General features: G+C 49.7%; 18 protein-coding genes. 7 read left to right on the top strand and 11 right to left on the bottom strand.

All coding sequences use genetic code 11. The features are described 5' to 3' along the window. Nucleotides 1–33: 33 nt before the first annotated feature. The 4 genes from SK33_RS22670 to fieF form a co-directional block, all read right to left on the bottom strand. A complete protein-coding gene (locus SK33_RS22670; protein ID WP_003028780.1) occupies nucleotides 34–783 on the bottom strand; it encodes a CDP-diacylglycerol diphosphatase in 750 nt (249 codons plus the stop codon). Between the two features lie 104 nt (nucleotides 784–887). Next, nucleotides 888–1,877 (bottom strand): sulfate/thiosulfate ABC transporter substrate-binding protein Sbp, encoded by a 990-nt coding sequence (gene sbp / locus SK33_RS22675; RefSeq protein WP_003028779.1) that lies wholly within the window; start codon nucleotides 1,875–1,877, stop codon nucleotides 888–890. A gap of 203 nt (nucleotides 1,878–2,080) precedes the next feature. Then, nucleotides 2,081–3,043, bottom strand: coding sequence for a 6-phosphofructokinase (gene pfkA / locus SK33_RS22680; protein ID WP_003028778.1), 963 nt, complete (start codon nucleotides 3,041–3,043; stop codon nucleotides 2,081–2,083). A 183-nt stretch (nucleotides 3,044–3,226) separates the two neighbouring features. Further along, nucleotides 3,227–4,129, bottom strand: a complete 903-nt coding sequence (fieF, locus tag SK33_RS22685) for a CDF family cation-efflux transporter FieF (protein ID WP_003028775.1) — start codon at nucleotides 4,127–4,129, stop codon at nucleotides 3,227–3,229. 327 nt (nucleotides 4,130–4,456) lie between these two features. On the opposite strand from fieF, the gene SK33_RS22690 reads away from it, so the two are divergent. From SK33_RS22690 to SK33_RS22700, 3 genes are all read left to right on the top strand, one after another. Further along, nucleotides 4,457–4,954 (top strand): type IV secretion protein Rhs, encoded by a 498-nt coding sequence (locus SK33_RS22690; RefSeq protein WP_211140409.1) that lies wholly within the window; start codon nucleotides 4,457–4,459, stop codon nucleotides 4,952–4,954. A 49-nt stretch (nucleotides 4,955–5,003) separates the two neighbouring features. Beyond that, a protein-coding gene (locus SK33_RS22695; RefSeq protein WP_096147877.1) for an IS3-like element ISSen4 family transposase occupies nucleotides 5,004–6,124 on the top strand; the annotation gives its coding sequence in 2 pieces (ribosomal slippage) (nucleotides 5,004–5,262 and nucleotides 5,262–6,124; 1,122 coding nt in all). A 117-nt stretch (nucleotides 6,125–6,241) separates the two neighbouring features. Beyond that, nucleotides 6,242–6,601, top strand: coding sequence for a putative T6SS immunity periplasmic lipoprotein (locus tag SK33_RS22700; RefSeq protein ID WP_032950704.1), 360 nt, complete (start codon nucleotides 6,242–6,244; stop codon nucleotides 6,599–6,601). A 206-nt stretch (nucleotides 6,602–6,807) separates the two neighbouring features. On the opposite strand, the gene cpxP is transcribed toward SK33_RS22700, so the two are convergent. Next, on the bottom strand, nucleotides 6,808–7,308 hold the full coding sequence (gene cpxP, locus SK33_RS22705; protein WP_048220101.1) for a cell-envelope stress modulator CpxP: 501 nt from the start codon (nucleotides 7,306–7,308) through the stop codon (nucleotides 6,808–6,810). 150 nt (nucleotides 7,309–7,458) lie between these two features. Here cpxP and cpxR point away from each other — a divergent pair, with 150 nt between their 5' ends. Both cpxR and cpxA read left to right on the top strand, forming a co-directional pair. Continuing rightward, nucleotides 7,459–8,157 (top strand): envelope stress response regulator transcription factor CpxR, encoded by a 699-nt coding sequence (gene cpxR / locus SK33_RS22710; RefSeq protein ID WP_003028763.1) that lies wholly within the window; start codon nucleotides 7,459–7,461, stop codon nucleotides 8,155–8,157. Beyond that, nucleotides 8,154–9,527 carry an envelope stress sensor histidine kinase CpxA gene (gene cpxA / locus SK33_RS22715; protein WP_003028758.1) on the top strand — a complete coding sequence of 458 codons (1,374 nt, stop codon included), beginning with the start codon at nucleotides 8,154–8,156 and terminating at the stop codon, nucleotides 9,525–9,527. Before cpxR ends, cpxA begins: the two co-directional genes overlap by 4 nt. Nucleotides 9,528–9,570: 43 nt before the next feature. Here the strand turns inward: cpxA and SK33_RS22720 are convergent, their stop codons facing one another. The 4 genes from SK33_RS22720 to yiiM all read right to left on the bottom strand — a co-directional run bounded on the left by SK33_RS22720 (nucleotide 9,571) and on the right by yiiM (nucleotide 13,511). Continuing rightward, complete coding sequence (locus SK33_RS22720; RefSeq protein WP_113772705.1) at nucleotides 9,571–10,821, bottom strand: MFS transporter; 1,251 nt, start codon at nucleotides 10,819–10,821, stop codon at nucleotides 9,571–9,573. Nucleotides 10,822–10,938: 117 nt separating this feature from the next. Further along, complete coding sequence (locus SK33_RS22725) at nucleotides 10,939–11,895, bottom strand: sugar phosphate isomerase/epimerase family protein (RefSeq protein WP_048220098.1); 957 nt, start codon at nucleotides 11,893–11,895, stop codon at nucleotides 10,939–10,941. A gap of 8 nt (nucleotides 11,896–11,903) precedes the next feature. Next, nucleotides 11,904–12,608 (bottom strand): GntR family transcriptional regulator, encoded by a 705-nt coding sequence (locus tag SK33_RS22730; RefSeq protein WP_048220096.1) that lies wholly within the window; start codon nucleotides 12,606–12,608, stop codon nucleotides 11,904–11,906. Between the two features lie 228 nt (nucleotides 12,609–12,836). Further along, the gene (gene yiiM, locus SK33_RS22735) at nucleotides 12,837–13,511 is read right to left on the bottom strand and encodes a 6-hydroxyaminopurine reductase (protein WP_046671344.1); all 675 of its coding nucleotides are present in this window, start codon (nucleotides 13,509–13,511) and stop codon (nucleotides 12,837–12,839) included. Nucleotides 13,512–13,663: 152 nt separating this feature from the next. Between yiiM and SK33_RS22740 the strand changes: the two genes are divergently transcribed. Continuing rightward, complete coding sequence (locus SK33_RS22740; protein ID WP_003028746.1) at nucleotides 13,664–14,560, top strand: dihydrodipicolinate synthase family protein; 897 nt, start codon at nucleotides 13,664–13,666, stop codon at nucleotides 14,558–14,560. Nucleotides 14,561–14,601: 41 nt separating this feature from the next. Here the strand turns inward: SK33_RS22740 and kdgT are convergent, their stop codons facing one another. Next, the gene (gene kdgT, locus SK33_RS22745; RefSeq protein WP_003028743.1) at nucleotides 14,602–15,585 is read right to left on the bottom strand and encodes a 2-keto-3-deoxygluconate transporter; all 984 of its coding nucleotides are present in this window, start codon (nucleotides 15,583–15,585) and stop codon (nucleotides 14,602–14,604) included. A 233-nt stretch (nucleotides 15,586–15,818) separates the two neighbouring features. After that, nucleotides 15,819–16,439 carry a superoxide dismutase [Mn] gene (sodA, locus tag SK33_RS22750; RefSeq protein ID WP_008323178.1) on the bottom strand — a complete coding sequence of 207 codons (621 nt, stop codon included), beginning with the start codon at nucleotides 16,437–16,439 and terminating at the stop codon, nucleotides 15,819–15,821. A 288-nt stretch (nucleotides 16,440–16,727) separates the two neighbouring features. Here sodA and rhaT point away from each other — a divergent pair, with 288 nt between their 5' ends. Continuing rightward, nucleotides 16,728–17,762, top strand: coding sequence for an L-rhamnose/proton symporter RhaT (gene rhaT / locus SK33_RS22755; RefSeq protein WP_003840477.1), 1,035 nt, complete (start codon nucleotides 16,728–16,730; stop codon nucleotides 17,760–17,762). The last annotated feature ends 52 nt before the right edge of the window (nucleotides 17,763–17,814 follow it).

Below are 17,814 nucleotides of genomic sequence, written 5' to 3' on the forward strand. Positions count from 1 at the left end.
AGGCATGCGGAGTAAACGCCAGATTAGGTGGGGTTAACGCAGAATATCACATTGATGATCCTGAATTTCCTCAGCAGAGGCGAGATTCAGCGCCAGCAGATTGCGCTGAGTAGCCAGCAGAACAAAGGATTCATCGCTCTGACGCACCATCGCCAACGCATAGCTGCCCATATGCTCACGTGCATCCGGCACCTCTTCTGCCAGCATCATAAACGGGCTGCGTTGTGCCAGTTCATTTTCCGTGACGCGACGCGCCAGATATTCATGACCGCGCAGCCCACCTGGTAGAGGTAGCCAGCGGGTGCTGATTTTCGCCAGGTTGTCATCCAGCTGTTTTCTGACATCGGTTCGCAGGCAGGAGATATGAATATGCAGGTGATTTTGAGTACGCCCGCTACGTGAGTTAATGCTCAGAGAGACTGCTTTGTCAGGGATTTCCTGGCCGTATTTTTGGCTCATAAAGCTACGCGCCTGCCAGGCCAGCCAGAAAAAGTTCGGCGTGCCTGATTTTAACAGCAGTGGGCTTTCCGTACCGTTAATGCGATAAGTGGGCATCAACAAATATTGCAAAGGGCCGTTACGATCTTTGAACACCACATATCCGGCATCCGGCTTCACTTCTGCGCATGGTGCAGGATCCTGCTGCTGCAACTGGTGCGGCAAGCATTGTTGAAGGACGATCTGGCGTAATGCGTCCGGGTTGCCGGTGAATTTCCAGTACCCGATGCCTGCAGCGGCGGCAACCACAATCACCGCCAGTAAAAGATAGCCTGCTTTTTTCATTACGCGTTTCCTGCATCCCATTGAAGGGCAAGAGTAACGCAAAACCATGACAAATAAAAAACCCGGTCGCGTTAGGCCACCGGGTCGGTAAATCACAGACTTATTTAGCGTTTGCTGATCTGGTCGAACGTACCGCCATTAGAGAAGTGCTCTTTCTGCGCTTTCGTCCAGCCGCCAAACTCTTCATCGATGGTGAACAGCTTCAGCTTCGGAAATGCATTTTCGTATTTCTTCGCAACGTCTGTATCACGTGGACGATAGTAGTTTTTCGCTGCAATTTCCTGGCCTTCCGGAGAGTAGAGATACTTCAGGTAAGCTTCCGCCACCGCTTTGGTGTCTTTCTTTTCCACCACTTTATCGACCACGGAAACGGTCGGCTCCGCGAGAATAGATTCACTCGGCGTCACTATCTCGAATTTGTCTTTACCCAGCTCGTTCGTTGCCAGCAGCGCTTCGTTTTCCCAGGCGATCAGCACATCACCGATACCACGCTCAACGAAGGTATTGGTTGAACCACGCGCACCGGAATCCAGCACTTCAACGTTTTTAAACAGAGCCTTGACGAAGTCCTGCGCTTTGGCCTGATCGTTGTTGTTGTGGTGCAGGGCATAGCCCCATGCCGCCAGATAGTTCCAGCGTGCGCCGCCTGAGCTTTTCGGGTTTGGTGTAATCACTGACACGCCCGGTTTGATCAAATCGTTCCAGTCATGAATTTGTTTGGGGTTGCCTTTGCGGACCAGGAACACGATGGTGGAGGTGTAAGGCGCAGAGTTATCCGGCAAGCGCTTAATCCAGTTTTTATCAATTCGACCACGTTCAGCAATGGCATCCACGTCGTACGCCAGTGCCAACGTCACGACATCGGCTTCAATACCGTTGATGACAGAGGTCGCCTGTTTACCAGAGCCGCCGTGTGACTGGCGGATCACGACGTTATCGCCCGTTTCCTGCTTCCAGTGCGCGCTGAAGGCTTTATTGTACTGCTCGTACAGTTCACGTGTTGGATCGTACGATACGTTAAGTAACTGAATATCCTTTGCCAGAACGCTGGTCGATGCCAGCAATAATGTTAACCCTACGCCCCATTTGTTCATCGCCCAGCTCTCTTATGTGATGTTGTGATGAGCAAAGCGTGCCAGAAAGGCATCCAAACATTAAAGAATAAAAAAAGATTTGCTATAACTTCGGGGAATAAATGAGGCAGGTTGTGCCGGATGACGGCTTACGCCTTATCCGGCCTACAAGAGTACACGCTGTAGGCCCGGTAAGCGAAGCGCCACCGGGCAACAAAAAACAATCAGTACAGTTTTTTCGCGCAGTCCAGCCAGTCACCTTTGAACGGACGCTTCATGTTCTCGATAGCATCGATGATATCGTGGTGAACCAGTTGCTCGTTCTGAATACCGACACAGCGACCGCCATGACCTGCCAGCAGCAGTTCAATAGCATATGCGCCCATACGGGATGCCAGGATACGATCGTAAGGAACCGGGGAACCACCACGCTGAATGTGACCTAGTACGGTCGAACGCGTTTCGCGGCCCGTTTCCTTCTCGATGTAATGCGCCAGTTCGTCAACGTCACACATGTGTTCAGTGATCGCTACAATTGCGTGTTTTTTACCTTTCGCGATGCCCGCTTTGATTTCAGCAACCAAATCGTCGCGACTGAATTCCACTTCCGGAACCACTACGAACTCACAACCACCGGCAATTGCAGCCGCCAGGGTCAGATCGCCACAGTAGCGGCCCATCACTTCAACGATGGAAATACGCTGGTGAGAAGAAGAGGTATCACGCAGACGGTCAATCGCTTCTACTACAGTACCCAGAGCGGTGAAGTAACCGATGGTGTAGTCGGTGCCCTTGATATCGTTGTCGATAGTGCCCGGCAGACCGATGCACGGGAAGCCCATTTCAGTCAGGCGTTTAGCACCCATGTAAGAACCGTCACCGCCGATAACAACCAGCGCATCAATGCCACGCTTTTTCAGGTTTTCGATAGCCACCGCACGCACGTTTTCGTCGCGGAATTCCGGGAAGCGAGCTGAACCGAGGAAAGTACCGCCACGGTTGATCATGTCGGACACGCTGTAGCGGTCAAGCTGGACCATACGGTCTTCATACAAACCCAGGTAGCCATCATGGATCCCCATGACTTCCAGCCCTTCCGTCAACGCTGCACGTACAACACCACGGATTGCTGCGTTCATGCCCGGCGCATCACCGCCGCTTGTCAACACACCGATTTTCTTAATCATGACTACCTCTGAACTTTGGAATGCAAAATGAAATCTGCTGCCGGAAGTCGATTCCGCATATCGAAACGATCCAACGAATATGCAGATAGTATAACAATCACTTCCTGCTGAATTGATTCAGGTCAGGCCAAATGGTGGTAATTTATACACAAAATGCTGGCCCGGTTCACTTTTTACAACGAATTATGAAAGCTCAAACACCTTGCCTTCCTTGGGTACGACTGAACAGGGATCCTGATGAATGATGACATCTGATCCCGGGAAACGCCGTAAAATTGCCTGCTCAACCTGTTCAGCCACTAAATGCGCCTGAACGAGCGGCAGATTATCTTCCATTTCCAAATGAATCTGAATAAAGCGGGTCGGCCCTGACTGCCGCGTGCGAAGATCGTGAGCGCCGCTGACCCCAGGCCATGACGTCACGATATCAATAATTTCCTGACGTTCCTCATCGGGTAAAGCGCGATCCAGCAAAGATTGCACTGCCTCATACCCCATGCGTAATGCGCTATATAAAATATAGATGCCAATCCCGAGCGCAAACAAGGCATCCGCACGATGCCAGCCGTACCATGCCAGCCCGAGCGCAATGAGAATCGCACCGTTCATCATAACATCAGACTGATAATGAAGCATATCTGCCCGAACGGCCTGACTTTGCGTACGCTTCACTACCCAGCGCTGAAACGAGACCAGAATGATTGTACACACTAACGCAATGATGGTGACAACCACCCCAACGCCGGGATCTTTCATCGGCGTCGGTTGGATGAGATGCTGAATCCCGGTCAGGAATAAAAACAGCGCCGAACCGGAAATAAACATGCTTTGCGCCAGCGCCGCCAGTGATTCCGCTTTTCCGTGTCCGAACGTATGTTCATCATCGGCCGGTTGCAGCGAATAGCGCACCACCAACAGGTTGGTTAACGACGCCGCGATGTCCACCAGAGAATCCACCAGTGCAGCCAGAATACTGACCGATCCGGTGTACCACCACGCGAAAATTTTGATCAAAAGTAACAGCGATGCCATCACGGTCGCCGCGATTGCCGCCCGGCTCACCAGCCGCCCATAGGTATGATTCATAAACACTCCAGCCAGAATATGCCGCTAGTATAACGGATGAAGTAAAACAGTCAGGCAATAACCGAGTGACAAATTTTGGCCCCCCCTCACATCATGTGAGGGAAGACAGGGATGGAATGTTGTAGCAATACATAGCAACACTTAAATTAAAAATTTATTCTAATAAAAAATCTACATTACGGCCTATCTTACAGCCGGATCAGCATGACCATACGTCAGTTGAATACGTTTTATTCTGAGTTTTTAAGACCTCTCTATAACTCTTCCAATGCTGATTTACTTTAGGTGTACGATAAACACTCAATCAACATATCTTGAGGGATTAAGATGACGTATTACCCTAATTCTATTGACTGGAAACCGATTCAAGAAGGAGGGCTGCGTAGGTTAAGGCTTGGCGAGATAAATCTTGCAAACTCGCTCTTTGGCTTCAGCATTCTTTACCATCAAGTTTGGGTTCATCTGGAAAGTTATCTTCCTTTTGATAGTCAAAACCCCGGCCAGGCGATGACGCCCAACGGCGAAATGTGGTTTAGAAAAATAAAATACGAAGATGATTTCTCGATGCCAACAAAACAGCAAACTCCAAATGCTCAGCATCTTTTTTTACATGAAATGATGCATGTTTGGCAGCACCAATATGGAATGTGGGTACGAACACGCGGGGCGTTCTCATGGGCAGCTGATTATACATACAGCCTAAATGAAAAAAACTTACTTGATTACGGGCTGGAGCAGCAAGCATCATTAGTCAGCGATTACTGGTTGTTAAAGCATTATGGGTTTGATGGACATAGCGATCTTGACCTGCTCCCCGTTGATTAGTACACCCCGATGTTAGTAATGTCTTCATAAGCCACATGAGGACATCCCCATGAAGAAGCGTTTTTCCGACGAACAGATCATCAGTATTCTCCGCGAAGCCGAAGCTGGGGTACCCGCCCGTGAACTCTGCCGCAAGCATGCCATTTCCGATGCCACGTTTTACATCTGGCGTAAGAAGTATGGCGGTATGGAGGTGCCTGAAGTTAAGCGCCTGAAGTCGCTTGAGGAAGAGAACGCCAGACTCAAGAAGCTGCTTGCCGAAGCCATGCTGGATAAAGAGGCGCTTCAGGTGGCTCTTGGGCGAAAGTACTGACGACAGACCAGAAGCGGGAAGCCGTGATGTTGATGTGTGATGCGACCGGTCTGTCGCAACGTCGTGCCTGCAGGCTTACAGGTTTATCCCTGTCGACCTGCCGCTATGAGGCTCACCGTCCGGCTGCTGATGCGCATTTATCAGGGCGCATCACTGAGCTGGCACTGGAGCGCAGGCGTTTTGGCTACCGTCGTATTTGGCAGTTGCTGCGCCGTGAAGGGCTTCATGTTAATCATAAGCGCGTGTACCGGCTTTATCACCTCAGTGGCCTGGGCGTAAAACGCAGAAGACGTCGTAAAGGGCTGGCAACAGAACGTCTGCCGCTGCTCCGTCCGGCGGCGCCCAATCTGACCTGGTCGATGGATTTCGTCATGGACGCACTTTCCACCGGTCGCAGGATCAAGTGTCTTACCTGCGTCGATGATTTCACAAAGGAATGCCTGACGGTCACTGTTGCCTTTGGGATTTCAGGCGTTCAGGTCACGCGTATTCTGGACAGCATTGCACTGTTTCGAGGCTATCCGGCGACGATAAGAACTGACCAGGGGCCGGAGTTCACTTGCCGTGCTCTGGATCAATGGGCCTTTGAGCATGGTGTTGAGTTGCGCTTAATCCAGCCGGGCAAGCCAACGCAGAACGGATTTATTGAGAGCTTTAACGGACGATTTCGCGATGAATGTTTGAATGAGCACTGGTTCAGCGATATCGTTCATGCCAGGAAAATTATTAATGACTGGCGGCAGGATTATAACGAATGCCGCCCGCACTCCACGCTGAATTATCAGACACCGTCTGAATTTGCAGCGGGCTGGAGAAAGGGTCATTCTGAGAATGAAGATTCCGACGTTACTAACTGAGTGTTGTATCTAATCGTGGGGGCAGGTCAATCTGTATGTTTACCGTGATTATGACCCAGAAGAACCTGAGCTGGAGTTAATACAGAAATATGAAAAGGTATTAGGGGATTTTCCGATATGAAGAAGTCGATCTTTTTTCTTCCTATACTTTTATTTCTGGCCGGATGCCCAGGGAAAGGTAGAGAGGGTGCAGAGTCCGGCGAACGACGGGCGATCTACGTAGATGGCAGTCGCGTTTGCTTTACCATAGATAAAAATGATGTATTAACCCGCTATATTCTATCAACTAATGGTAGAGAATATAAAAAATTATTAGTCGGCGATTTTAAGTATCTCACCTACCCAAGTACCTGCTTTACGGTAAATTTAGAAAAAGGGTTAGTGTATGGCGCAAGCTATACCTTAAATGGAAAAAACCACTACTACACCTTTATCATTACCAATGATGGTACTGTGTTGGATTTAGGAAAAAGCTAAGCATTATTATCAGATTACACGGCTCTACATAAAGGCAGTCAGTTACATTGAGGTCAATCACGCATAACAAAAGCGTTTATAAGCTCCAAATATCTTCTGTAAGTAGCTGCTTATCTTTGGTAATCCGATTTAATTTGGGCAAAAAAAACCCCCACATCATGTGGGGGAAGACAGGGATGGTGTCTATGGCAAGGAAAACAGGGTTACTACTGGGAACGTGAGTTGCTACTACTCAATAAATTCAACGATGAGCTTTTTTTCCAGTGCGCTACGTCGCGCAGTTGCTCCATTCGTTGTTCATGTTTCTCATTTAAAACCGCTTGCTGCTCGGGCGTTAACAGGCGATACATCTGGTTGCGGATCCTGGCTATTTCAACCTGGCGGGCAACCTGTTCTTGCGCCATTCTTTCTGCCTGAGCGCGCATTGCGCTTTCATCAAATTTCTCTGCGGTGACAAGGCGATGCATTGTCTCCATTTCGCTAACATTAACAGGAGGCTGTTCGTGTCTTGCCTGCTGCATTAAATCTCGCATCTGTTGACGTTGATGTTCGGTTAAACTGATACCGTCAAACATGTGGCTCTGAACGCTGCGTTGCGATGAGCCTTCACCCAGGTGCCAGTGATCGCCTGTGACGACTTCAGCTGCATGGCTAAATGTACTGAGTGCCAGCGTTGAGGCCATGACGGCAGCGCTAACTTTGCCCATCACTTGCTCCCAAAATCTTTTCTGTCGCGATTCAACGAGAGACAGTTTACGATTCGGGCTGCAAACATGCGTCAGGGGGTGTAAAACAACGTAAAGTCATAGATTAGCGACGCCTGATGACGTAATTTCTGCCTCGGAGGTACGTAAACAATGAATAAAATCCTGTTAGTTGATGATGACCGAGAGCTGACTTCCCTGTTAAAGGAGTTGCTCGAAATGGAAGGTTTCGATGTGCTGGTTGCCTATGATGGGGAACAGGCACTTGAGCTTCTGGATGACAGCATCGATTTACTTTTGCTCGACGTCATGATGCCGAAGAAAAACGGCATTGATACGCTGAAAGCACTTCGTCAGACACACCAGACACCCGTAATCATGCTGACCGCTCGCGGCAGCGAATTGGATCGCGTACTTGGCCTTGAGCTGGGCGCGGACGACTATTTACCCAAACCGTTTAACGACCGTGAACTGGTCGCGCGCATCCGCGCTATTCTGCGTCGCTCACACTGGAGCGAACAGCAGCAGAACAGCGATAACGGCTCGCCGACTCTGGAAGTAGATGCGTTAAGCCTTAATCCGGGTCGCCAGGAAGCCAGCTTTGACGGGCAAATTCTGGAGTTAACCGGCACCGAATTCACCCTGCTTTATTTGCTGGCACAGCATCTCGGTCAGGTGGTTTCGCGTGAGCACCTGAGCCAGGAAGTGCTGGGTAAACGCCTGACACCTTTCGATCGCGCTATCGATATGCATATCTCGAACCTGCGTCGTAAGCTGCCAGAGCGTAAAGACGGACACCCGTGGTTTAAAACCCTGCGTGGTCGCGGCTACCTGATGGTTTCCGCTTCATGATAGGGAGCTTAACCGCGCGCATCTTTGCCATCTTCTGGTTGACGCTGGCACTGGTGTTGATGTTGGTACTGATGTTACCCAAGCTCGACTCACGCCAGATGACCGAGCTACTGGACAGCGAGCAGCGCCAGGGGTTAATGATTGAGCAACACGTTGAAGCTGAACTGGCGAACGATCCACCTAACGATTTGATGTGGTGGCGTCGCTTGTTTCGGGCGATAGACAAGTGGGCGCCGCCAGGACAGCGGTTATTACTTGTTACGACGGAAGGACGCGTGATCGGCGCAGAACGCAATGAAATGCAGATCATTCGTAACTTTATTGGTCAGGCCGATAACGCCGACCATCCGCAAAAGAAAAAATACGGTCGCGTTGAGATGGTCGGGCCTTTCTCCGTCAGAGACGGTGAAGATAACTACCAGCTGTATCTCATTCGACCAGCCAGCAGCTCACAATCTGACTTTATCAACCTGCTGTTTGACCGACCGCTGTTGTTGCTGATCGTCACCATGTTAGTCAGCTCTCCGCTATTGCTCTGGCTTGCCTGGAGTCTGGCGAAACCAGCGCGTAAGTTGAAAAACGCGGCGGATGAAGTAGCTCAGGGCAACCTGCGTCAACATCCGGAGCTGGAAGCCGGTCCGCAGGAGTTTCTGGCGGCAGGTGCCAGCTTTAACCAGATGGTGACGGCGCTGGAACGGATGATGACCACACAGCAACGTCTGCTGTCGGACATCTCTCACGAGCTGAGAACACCGCTAACGCGTCTGCAACTGGGCACCGCTCTGCTGCGCCGTCGTAGCGGTGAGAGCAAAGAGCTGGAGCGCATTGAAACAGAAGCACACCGACTAGACAGCATGATCAACGACCTGCTGGTGATGTCACGTAATCAGCAGAAAAACGCGCTGGTCAGTGAAACGGTGAAAGCTAATCAGCTTTGGGGCGAAGTGCTGGATAACGCCGCCTTTGAAGCTGAGCAGATGGGTAAATCGCTCACGGTGAATTTCCCGCCGGGTCCGTGGCCGCTGTACGGTAACCCAAATGCGTTGGAAAGTGCGCTGGAAAACATTGTGCGCAATGCCCTGCGCTATTCACATACGAAGATTGAAGTTGGCTTCGCGGTGGATATCGACGGGATTACCATCACCGTGGACGACGATGGCCCAGGTGTAAGCCCTGAAGACAGAGAACAGATTTTCCGTCCGTTCTATCGTACCGATGAGGCGCGCGATCGCGAGTCTGGCGGAACAGGTCTGGGTCTGGCGATTGTTGAAACCGCAATCCAGCAGCATCGTGGCTGGGTGAAGGCCGAAGACAGCCCGCTGGGTGGTTTACGGCTGGTAATTTGGTTACCGCTGTATAAACGCGCTTAACAGGCTTCCCCGGTACGACATGATTACCGGGGAAGCATTCACGTTATGTCGCCGCAGCTGCAGCCGCTAGCTTTTGATTTTTAATTCGCTTCACCAGAATGGTCGAGCAGATAAAGCCCATTAAGCTGAACGCAATCATCACGCTAAAGACATAGTTGTAGCCAGTGATGCCGCTATTGGTATCCAGCAAATAGCCGTACAAGGTGTACGCAAACATCGCTGGCATATAACCGATGATGCAACCAAATGCCATTGCCGAGCCCGCATACTCACGTGGGGTACCGATCTCATCCATCGGCGCGAAGAAAATGGCGCGCTGTGAGAAGATAATAGCTCCGAACCCTAATGTCGCCGCCATACCGATATACACGTTCATTGTTTGATGCGGTAACTGCATGAACACAAGCATCGCAACAGCAGAGATCAGGAACGTCCACTTCAGATACACTGTCGGTGATTTAGCAACTTTATCTGCCAACATTCCACCAATCGGCCCACCTACCATTTTTAACGCATACTGGTTGATGATGCCGTACGCGCCAACGAGTGCTACCGGCAGCATATAGATATCTTTTAAGAACGGAATAAAGTAAGTCAGTCCACAGTACGCGGCGTAAACGAAGAAAATACCTAAAGAAACCAGCCAAACGTTAGGGCAGGATAAAACATGTTTGATACCCTTTAACACTTCCATGTTGGCACTGGTTTTCTCGCCGCCTTTAACTTCGTCATTATCGACAATAAAGTAGGTCACAATACCTGCCGCAATGGTGATGAGCGTATAAAACATCAGCCCCGCCTGCATGCCTGCTTTCCCCTCACCAAAATGGACGAAGACAAACAGGGCACCAGAAGCGACAATGACGTCTACCACACCGCGTCCAGCCTCCAAAAAGCCAAACATGCGCCCTTGTTCTTCTTTCGTTCCCAGCAAACGAACGGCTTTCAGCAATACCGGCCAATAAACCACATCGGCAAAGAAAGCCATCGCGGCAAAGCAAATGAGATAGCCGGTAAATGACGGTAGCGTTGCCAGATATAAGCCACATAACCCAACACCAATCAGACCTAACGGTAATAATATTTTCTTGGAGTAACGATCTGCGATATAGAGAGAAAGAAAAAGCCCGGTTGTCTGAACAATCGTATAAACCGTAAAACTCAAGCCAATTTGCGTATTGGTTAAACCCCAGTCATTCTGCATTGGCACATAGAAAACATCTTTCATACTTGAAAGCTTGAATATCGTGCCGCCGCCTAAAATTAAAAAGCAGAGCCTTGCCCATTTATTCATGAACATAATTAAACCCTCATTGCTTGTTGAGAGAAATATTTAATTAAAATATTTAATCAATAAAACAGATAGACTATTTGCATAGTCATTCTTACATTTAATAATATTTAAAGAAATTTATTGATTAGTTATAAATTTATCGCATAAATCGCGAATATATTTGATTTGTGCAAGAGCATGCTCTTTTTCCTGCGCCAGTCGCGCATCAATCATATTACTGTCAGGCAGCGGCGTATAACTTGCGTCGCGCCATGGGATCCATGGATTATCACCCTCATCATCGAAGCGAAATGCAGGGGCATAATATTCAACTTCTTCTTCCAGACCAAAAGCATGTACTTGCGGTTTATCTTCACCTAAAAGTAATAATACCTTGAGCATCTCTTCCATGGGTAAATCGCCGTGTCCTGAACGACAAGCCTCATGCCCCCAGCCTTTACCTTCTTTAATAATTTTGGCGTCTTTGATATGTACCTGAGTGATTAATGGAGACATAACCTCTAACGCAGAAAGCGGCTGTTCATTAGCATTAATCATGTTGCCAAAATCAAACAGAATAGAGAGATTTTTCATCCCGCTATTGTTAACCAGCGTCACCAGCTCATGGCCTTGCAGATCTTCATGCTGTTCGATAGTAAAGCTTAGTCCGCAATCGTCATACTGAGACAGCCACGCAATATCATTGGCAATCTTCGCCATAACATCGTTCAGATGTCCTTCATAACGCGGGTAGAAACGCACTGAAGTTGCACCAGTAGCAACAGCAATACGGATTGCATCCGTCAATGTCGCCTTATCCGATGCGCTCGTTTCGATATGCACATCCAGATTATATTTTTTGGCCTTCTCTTTAAAATCGTGTAGCTGCTGATCGTTTAGTTTCTGCAGTGATTGGGACTCACCATCCTCAACATGTATTTTTACACCCTTCAATTTTTGCTGATACGCAATATCCAGAAGATCCCCCGGCAGGACTCTCTCGTAGCGCATATTCAGATGAAAAGCATAAGCATGTAGGTACAGCGGTATATTTCTCGCGCGTTCGGCAAGAAGTTCTTTGTTATATTTTCCCATTATTTTTCTCATTCATCACGAATAACAAGTTCCACTGATTCAAGTCGCCAGTATTCGAAATCAACCTGAACCACTTTTTTATCTTGGGTAGCCCGATGTTTTTCTACTAAAATTCCATACGTATTAGGCGCAACTCCCAGCTCTTTGCAGGCCACTTCTGGCATATTGACCGGTTTAAAAATCATTTCTTTGATATTTAAAACATAGCCAAATGCATCTTCCCAGACGCTGGCAAAAGACTGACTGCCCAATTTATTAATGAATCCTGGCGCAACATCGGCATCAATATAGGATTCATGGTAAAACACTTTATGTGAATCAAGACCGCACCAGCCAGTAACTAAATAGCGATCGCCGGAGGAGAGAAAAACATCATCAACATGATGCGGGGCTGTTTCAATGGTTTCTTTGGTTAAATAATCCCAAAAAGGTTCACGTCCCTGAGCACAGGCTTCAGCATTGAAGCTGGAAAGTGATTTAGGGTTATAAATAAATCGCTTCGACGAAATAAACCAACCACTGCGGTTCTTGCGGAAAATACGCGCATCGATCTCGAGCTCAATCAAAACCTGACGTAAGGTCATACGCTTTGCATCCAGAAGCTCACATAACTCCCTCTCCGAAGGCAATTTGGACCCCGCTGGTAAATTCTTCTCGTTTAACCAGCTTTCAAAGCGCTCTCTGAGCACATCAACATTATTTTTCTTTTTCATTTCGCTCATCTGGTTTAAACCAATTTGAAGCTAAGATATTTGAGTGCAGGAAATACTCAAGTTTTTTTTCAACGCAGAGTTTCTTTTTGTGGACCAGGTATCAAGAATGGCTTTGAAGCAAACCGTGACCGGCAGGTTTTTGCCCGGTTTTGTATGCAGGGAAATGAACCGCGGGGGAGAGGTAAATCAGGTGTCGCCACCTGATTTAATTGCAGAGACTGACGTGGGCTATTTCCCCCACAAACGGCGGGAATTGTCTTCGATCTTGCCGCTTAAACGACGCTTTTGCATCGTTCTGGTCCAACTTTTTGATAACCCGGCAGCCGACAGTAAACGGTGATATTGCGAATCATCAAACGGCATATGCCAGGCAATGGCAATCGCCTCCCGCACGCTGACGTCGCTCACGCGTGACGCCAGGATCAACGGCGCATCTGCAGATACCAGCCCTGCCGCGATGACGCTGCACAGCCAGCCCGTCTTACCTGCATCCTGCATCTGGCAGGCCATATCGCTGATGCCAAAATGGAAATTCAACTTAAAGCACGGCGAGCGCGGCTGTGTGACCTGAATCAACGCCTCTCCCCACTGGAAAATGTCACCAATATACACATTCTCTTCAGTCAGCCCCTCAGTAGAGAGGTTCTCACCAAACGCGGGCGCGACAAATAGCTCCGCCTGCTCCGGAAACGCTTGTCTCCAGTGCTGATAGTGTTCACGCGGATAGTGACACAGCGCGCGATCCGGCCCGCCATGAATTTTCGCTTCCGCCTGTTCATCCCCTGTCAGCCCCAGTTCGGTCAGCATCAGCTCGCCGTCAATCTGGACTTTAGCAATCGCGCTGGGACGGCTTCCCGTGTAGTCCCGAACTTTGCCCGTAAAAACATCGACCGGATATCGCATCTGTTCCCTCTCCCGATAAATTTCCCCCATTACACCACATTTATTTTACCCCAGTCGCTCAAAATGAGAGCACGGTTCACATGAAACTTAGGGACACATGCTATCAATGTAAGCTGGTTTTGAAACATCATTTCAAATAAGGAGTCGACAACGTGACTGATCAATCGCAATTTGCTGGCGTCTGGTGTCCTTCCATTACGCCAATGGACAATGACGGTAAGATCGATCTCAACGGTCTAAGCCAGCATCTCAAACGCCTTACCGAGGCCAAAATCGACGTGATTTTGCTGATGGGCAGCATCGGGGAATTTGCTTCCTTTACGCTCGAAGAAAGGCTGCTGCTGATCCGCGAGGCCCGCGCCATGAGCTCGCTGAAGATGGTCGCCAACGTCTCATCCACCTGCCAGAATGATGTATTGTTGATGGCGCAGGAAGCGTATCGCTCAGGTTACGATGCCGTGATGATCCTGCCGCCCTACTACTACGGACAAACGGCGAAACAGTTGCTGAGTTACTTCCGTCAGTTGGGGCAGAAACTCAGCGGCAAATGGTTTGCCTATAACTTCCCGGCACGTACCGGCTGCGATTTAACCCCCGAGCTGGTTGCCTCCCTCGCCGCTGAATTCCCGAATTTCGCTGGTATCAAAGACACCGTCGACTGCCAGTCCCATACCCGCAGTATGATTCAGACCACCCGCGCCGTGCGGGAGGATTTTGCCGTGCTGTCCGGCTACGACGAATACTATATTCCCAACCTGTTGGCAGGTGGCGCAGGGATTATTTCAGGGTTGAACAACGTCATGCCGGAACTGTTTGTCAGCGCGCGGGAAGCGTTTAAACAGGGCGACCTGGCAGCGCTTCGCGATATTCAGGACCAGATTGGCACCTACATGTCCATCTATGCCATCGGCGAAGATTTTGTCACCACCATCAAAACCGTGGTATCGCGTAAGTTTGGCTATTGCTCCGGCGTGTCACGTAATGCCGGTGGAGAGTTGAACGAGAGTGAGTGTAGAACAATCGATGAGGTGTTTGTCGTCAAAGGGTAAATAATTAAGCCGGATGGTGCAGACCATCCGGCTTAAGAGACTTACTTCACGGTGCCACGAAGATCAATTTCTGCCGCCCTTGCTTTGGCCCTTTTCGACCAGATAGACGTGATAATCGGCACCAGAATGGAGGTCACAATCACCGACGTGGCGACCAGAGAAGTTGCTGCCGGTGCCATCGGTTTAAATGCCGGAACCATTTCAGCAATCAGCACAGGCGTAGCAACCGCTGCCCCCGCAGAACTGGAAGCCGCAATCCCCGCCGTACCATCGCCACCACCAATCAGTTTATCGGCGATAATCAATGGAATACCAGTGATGATAATCACTGCCACGCCCAGCAAAATACCCAGCACGCCGGTCTGAGCAATCACGCTCAAATCAATAGTGTTACCTAATGCGAAGGCAAAGAACGGGATCAGTGTCTGCACCGCTTTGCTGAAGAACTCCCGCAGTTCAGGGTCCAGATTCCCCAGCGCAAAGCCAATCAGGAACGGCAATACTGCGCCAACAAATACGTGCGGTTCAAACGACGCGATCCCGGCAGTTCCCAGAATCACCATGGTCATCAGCGGGCCAGACTCCAGCGACATAAGGACAAACGCCCCAGCCTCTTCTTTGGTGCCGTACTGCTGCATAATCGAGGCATACAACCCGCCGTTGGTCATATCCATGGCGGCCACCAGCGCCAGCGTAGACAACCCAGCGAAGAATCCGACCTCTACGCCATGTTCCGGCAGAATGCGTGAGGCAATCGCTGCAACCACCCACGCCACCAGAATCTTGGTTATGACTAACGTACCTGATTTACGCAGCACGGTGCCGGTGGCGCTTAGTTTGATCGACGCCCCCATGCAAAAGAACCAGACCGCCAGGATAGGTACCGTACCGGTGATCATACCGTTGGTAAAGGAGCCGAAGTATTTCCCGGCGCCGGGGGAAAAGGTGTGACACAACGCGCCCAGGAAAAGCGGCACCAGCATCATACCGCCTGGGATTTTCTCTATCGTACGTTTGATCTGCATTTCCATCACCTGTAGACATAAAAATGGGGCAATTTTTATGGGCGATTGCATCTTGCTTTGAGATGCGCCCGTCTTGATGAAAAGAAGATAGACATTCATAGAGACTATAAAAGTGATCCCACTCGCATAATAAAACCTTGTTTCAATTTAAGTGGATCATTGTTTTTATATTGAGTTTGATCACAAAAAAACCCCACAAGCATCGCTTGCAGGGCTTCGTTAAAGCATAGAACTTATTTTTTTGCTGCGAAACGCGCGGCAGCTTCGTCCCAGTTCACGACGTTCCAGAACTCTTTGATGTAGTCCGGGCGACGGTTCTGGAATTTCAGGTAGTACGCGTGTTCCCAAACATCCAGGCCCACGATTGGGAAACCGGAAGCGCCAGAGATAGCTTCACCCATCAGCGGGGAATCCTGGTTGGCGGTGGAAACAACAGCCAGTTTGTCACCTTTCAGCACCAGCCACGCCCAGCCGGAGCCAAAGCGGGTTGCCGCTGCTTTTTCAAATTCAGCTTTGAAGTTGTCAACGGAGCCAAAGTCACGTTCGATAGCCGCTTTCAGGTCACCCTGCAACGTAGTACCGATTTTCAGGCCTTTCCAGAACAGGCTGTGGTTAGCGTGACCGCCCGCGTTGTTACGCAGTACGGTTTTCTTGTCTGCTGGCAGTTGATCCAGTTTGGTGATCAGCTCTTCAGCGGACAGGCTGGCGAATTCTGGCAGGCTTTCCAGCGCAGCGTTCGCGTTGTTTACGTAAGCCTGGTGGTGTTTGGTATGGTGGATTTCCATCGTCTGCTTATCGAAGTGCGGTTCAAGGGCATCATAAGCGTACGGCAGGGATGGCAGTGTATAACTCATAATCATCTCCAGTATTGTCGGGCGGCCTGTGTTAACGCCGCGTAAGCAGTTGGGTCATTATAGTTAATTAAATGATATTGAAAATGATTATCAATGCCGTACTTTTTACAAGGTTTTAATCGTGCAGTCTATTGCAAAAGTTGTGAACCGAATCACCCACTTAACGTGATGATTGCCAACCTGCGCAAAATGGCGGCAATCGTTAAAAGGTCAACACCCTGCGTAATTTTTAAACTCGTTAGGTCAGAGGGGTCATTACCGACGATAAAAAATAACGAGGATTAAGTCATGAGTAACGCGATTACGATGGGTATCTTTTGGCATTTGATAGGCGCAGCCAGTGCCGCCTGTTTCTATGCCCCGTTCAAGCAGGTCAAACATTGGTCATGGGAAACGATGTGGTCGGTGGGCGGGATCGTCTCCTGGCTTATCCTTCCGTGGACGATCAGCGCGATGTTACTTCCCAATTTCTGGGCCTATTTCAGCTCCTTCAGCCTTTCCACACTGGCCCCGGTATTTCTTTTCGGCGCGATGTGGGGGATTGGCAATATCAACTATGGTCTGACCATGCGCTATCTCGGTATGTCGATGGGGATCGGCATTGCGATTGGTATCACGCTGATTGTCGGTACGCTGATGACCCCAATTATCAATGGCAACTTTGACGTGCTGATCAACACCTCCGGCGGACGCATGACGCTGCTTGGCGTGCTGGTCGCACTGATTGGCGTGGGCATTGTGACCCGTGCGGGTCAATTAAAAGAACGCAAAATGGGCATCAAAGCCGAAGAGTTCAACCTGAAAAAAGGGTTGGTTCTGGCGGTCATGTGCGGCATTTTCTCCGCCGGGATGTCATTTGCGATGAACGCCGCGAAACCGATGCACGATGCCGCCGCCGCATTGGGTGTGGACCCGCTGTATGTCGCCCTGCCTAGCTATGTGGTTATCATGGGCGGCGGCGCGTTAGTCAACCTGGGCTTTTGCTTCATTCGTCTGGCAAAAGTGAAAAACTTGTCGATAAAAGCCGATTTTTCGCTAGCCAAACCACTGATTATCACCAACGTGCTGCTGTCTGCGCTTGGTGGCCTGATGTGGTATTTGCAATTCTTCTTCTACGCCTGGGGCCACGCGCGAATTCCGGCTCAATATGATTATGTAAGCTGGATGCTGCACATGAGCTTCTATGTTCTGTGCGGCGGGATTGTCGGGCTGGTGCTGAAAGAGTGGAAAAACGCGGGTCGCCGTCCGGTCAGTGTGCTAAGCCTTGGCTGCGTGGTGATCATTGTCGCGGCAAACATTGTTGGTCTGGGAATGGCCAGTTAATCATGTTGGTTGCTGAGATGACGCCACTGGCTGGGCGTCATCTATCGTTAGT

The organism is Citrobacter sp. MGH103, assembly GCF_001034475.2.
GTDB lineage: Bacteria > Pseudomonadota > Gammaproteobacteria > Enterobacterales > Enterobacteriaceae > Citrobacter > Citrobacter freundii.

Bases quoted from the DNA above. Each gene is read 5' to 3' on its own strand.
- cpxR (WP_003028763.1), top strand. From the start codon at position 7,459: ATGAATAAAATCCTGTTAGTTGATGATGACCGAGAGCTGACTTCCCTG.
- fieF (WP_003028775.1), bottom strand. From the start codon at position 4,129: ATGAATCATACCTATGGGCGGCTGGTGAGCCGGGCGGCAATCGCGGCG.
- sbp (WP_003028779.1), bottom strand. From the start codon at position 1,877: ATGAACAAATGGGGCGTAGGGTTAACATTATTGCTGGCATCGACCAGC.
- yiiM (WP_046671344.1), bottom strand. From the start codon at position 13,511: ATGCGATATCCGGTCGATGTTTTTACGGGCAAAGTTCGGGACTACACG.
- pfkA (WP_003028778.1), bottom strand. From the start codon at position 3,043: ATGATTAAGAAAATCGGTGTGTTGACAAGCGGCGGTGATGCGCCGGGC.
- SK33_RS22670 (WP_003028780.1), bottom strand. From the start codon at position 783: ATGAAAAAAGCAGGCTATCTTTTACTGGCGGTGATTGTGGTTGCCGCC.
- sodA (WP_008323178.1), bottom strand. From the start codon at position 16,439: ATGAGTTATACACTGCCATCCCTGCCGTACGCTTATGATGCCCTTGAA.
- kdgT (WP_003028743.1), bottom strand. From the start codon at position 15,585: ATGCAGATCAAACGTACGATAGAGAAAATCCCAGGCGGTATGATGCTG.
- cpxP (WP_048220101.1), bottom strand. From the start codon at position 7,308: ATGGGCAAAGTTAGCGCTGCCGTCATGGCCTCAACGCTGGCACTCAGT.
- SK33_RS22720 (WP_113772705.1), bottom strand. From the start codon at position 10,821: ATGAATAAATGGGCAAGGCTCTGCTTTTTAATTTTAGGCGGCGGCACG.
- SK33_RS22700 (WP_032950704.1), top strand. From the start codon at position 6,242: ATGAAGAAGTCGATCTTTTTTCTTCCTATACTTTTATTTCTGGCCGGA.
- cpxA (WP_003028758.1), top strand. From the start codon at position 8,154: ATGATAGGGAGCTTAACCGCGCGCATCTTTGCCATCTTCTGGTTGACG.
- SK33_RS22690 (WP_211140409.1), top strand. From the start codon at position 4,457: ATGACGTATTACCCTAATTCTATTGACTGGAAACCGATTCAAGAAGGA.
- SK33_RS22730 (WP_048220096.1), bottom strand. From the start codon at position 12,608: ATGAAAAAGAAAAATAATGTTGATGTGCTCAGAGAGCGCTTTGAAAGC.
- SK33_RS22725 (WP_048220098.1), bottom strand. From the start codon at position 11,895: ATGGGAAAATATAACAAAGAACTTCTTGCCGAACGCGCGAGAAATATA.
- rhaT (WP_003840477.1), top strand. From the start codon at position 16,728: ATGAGTAACGCGATTACGATGGGTATCTTTTGGCATTTGATAGGCGCA.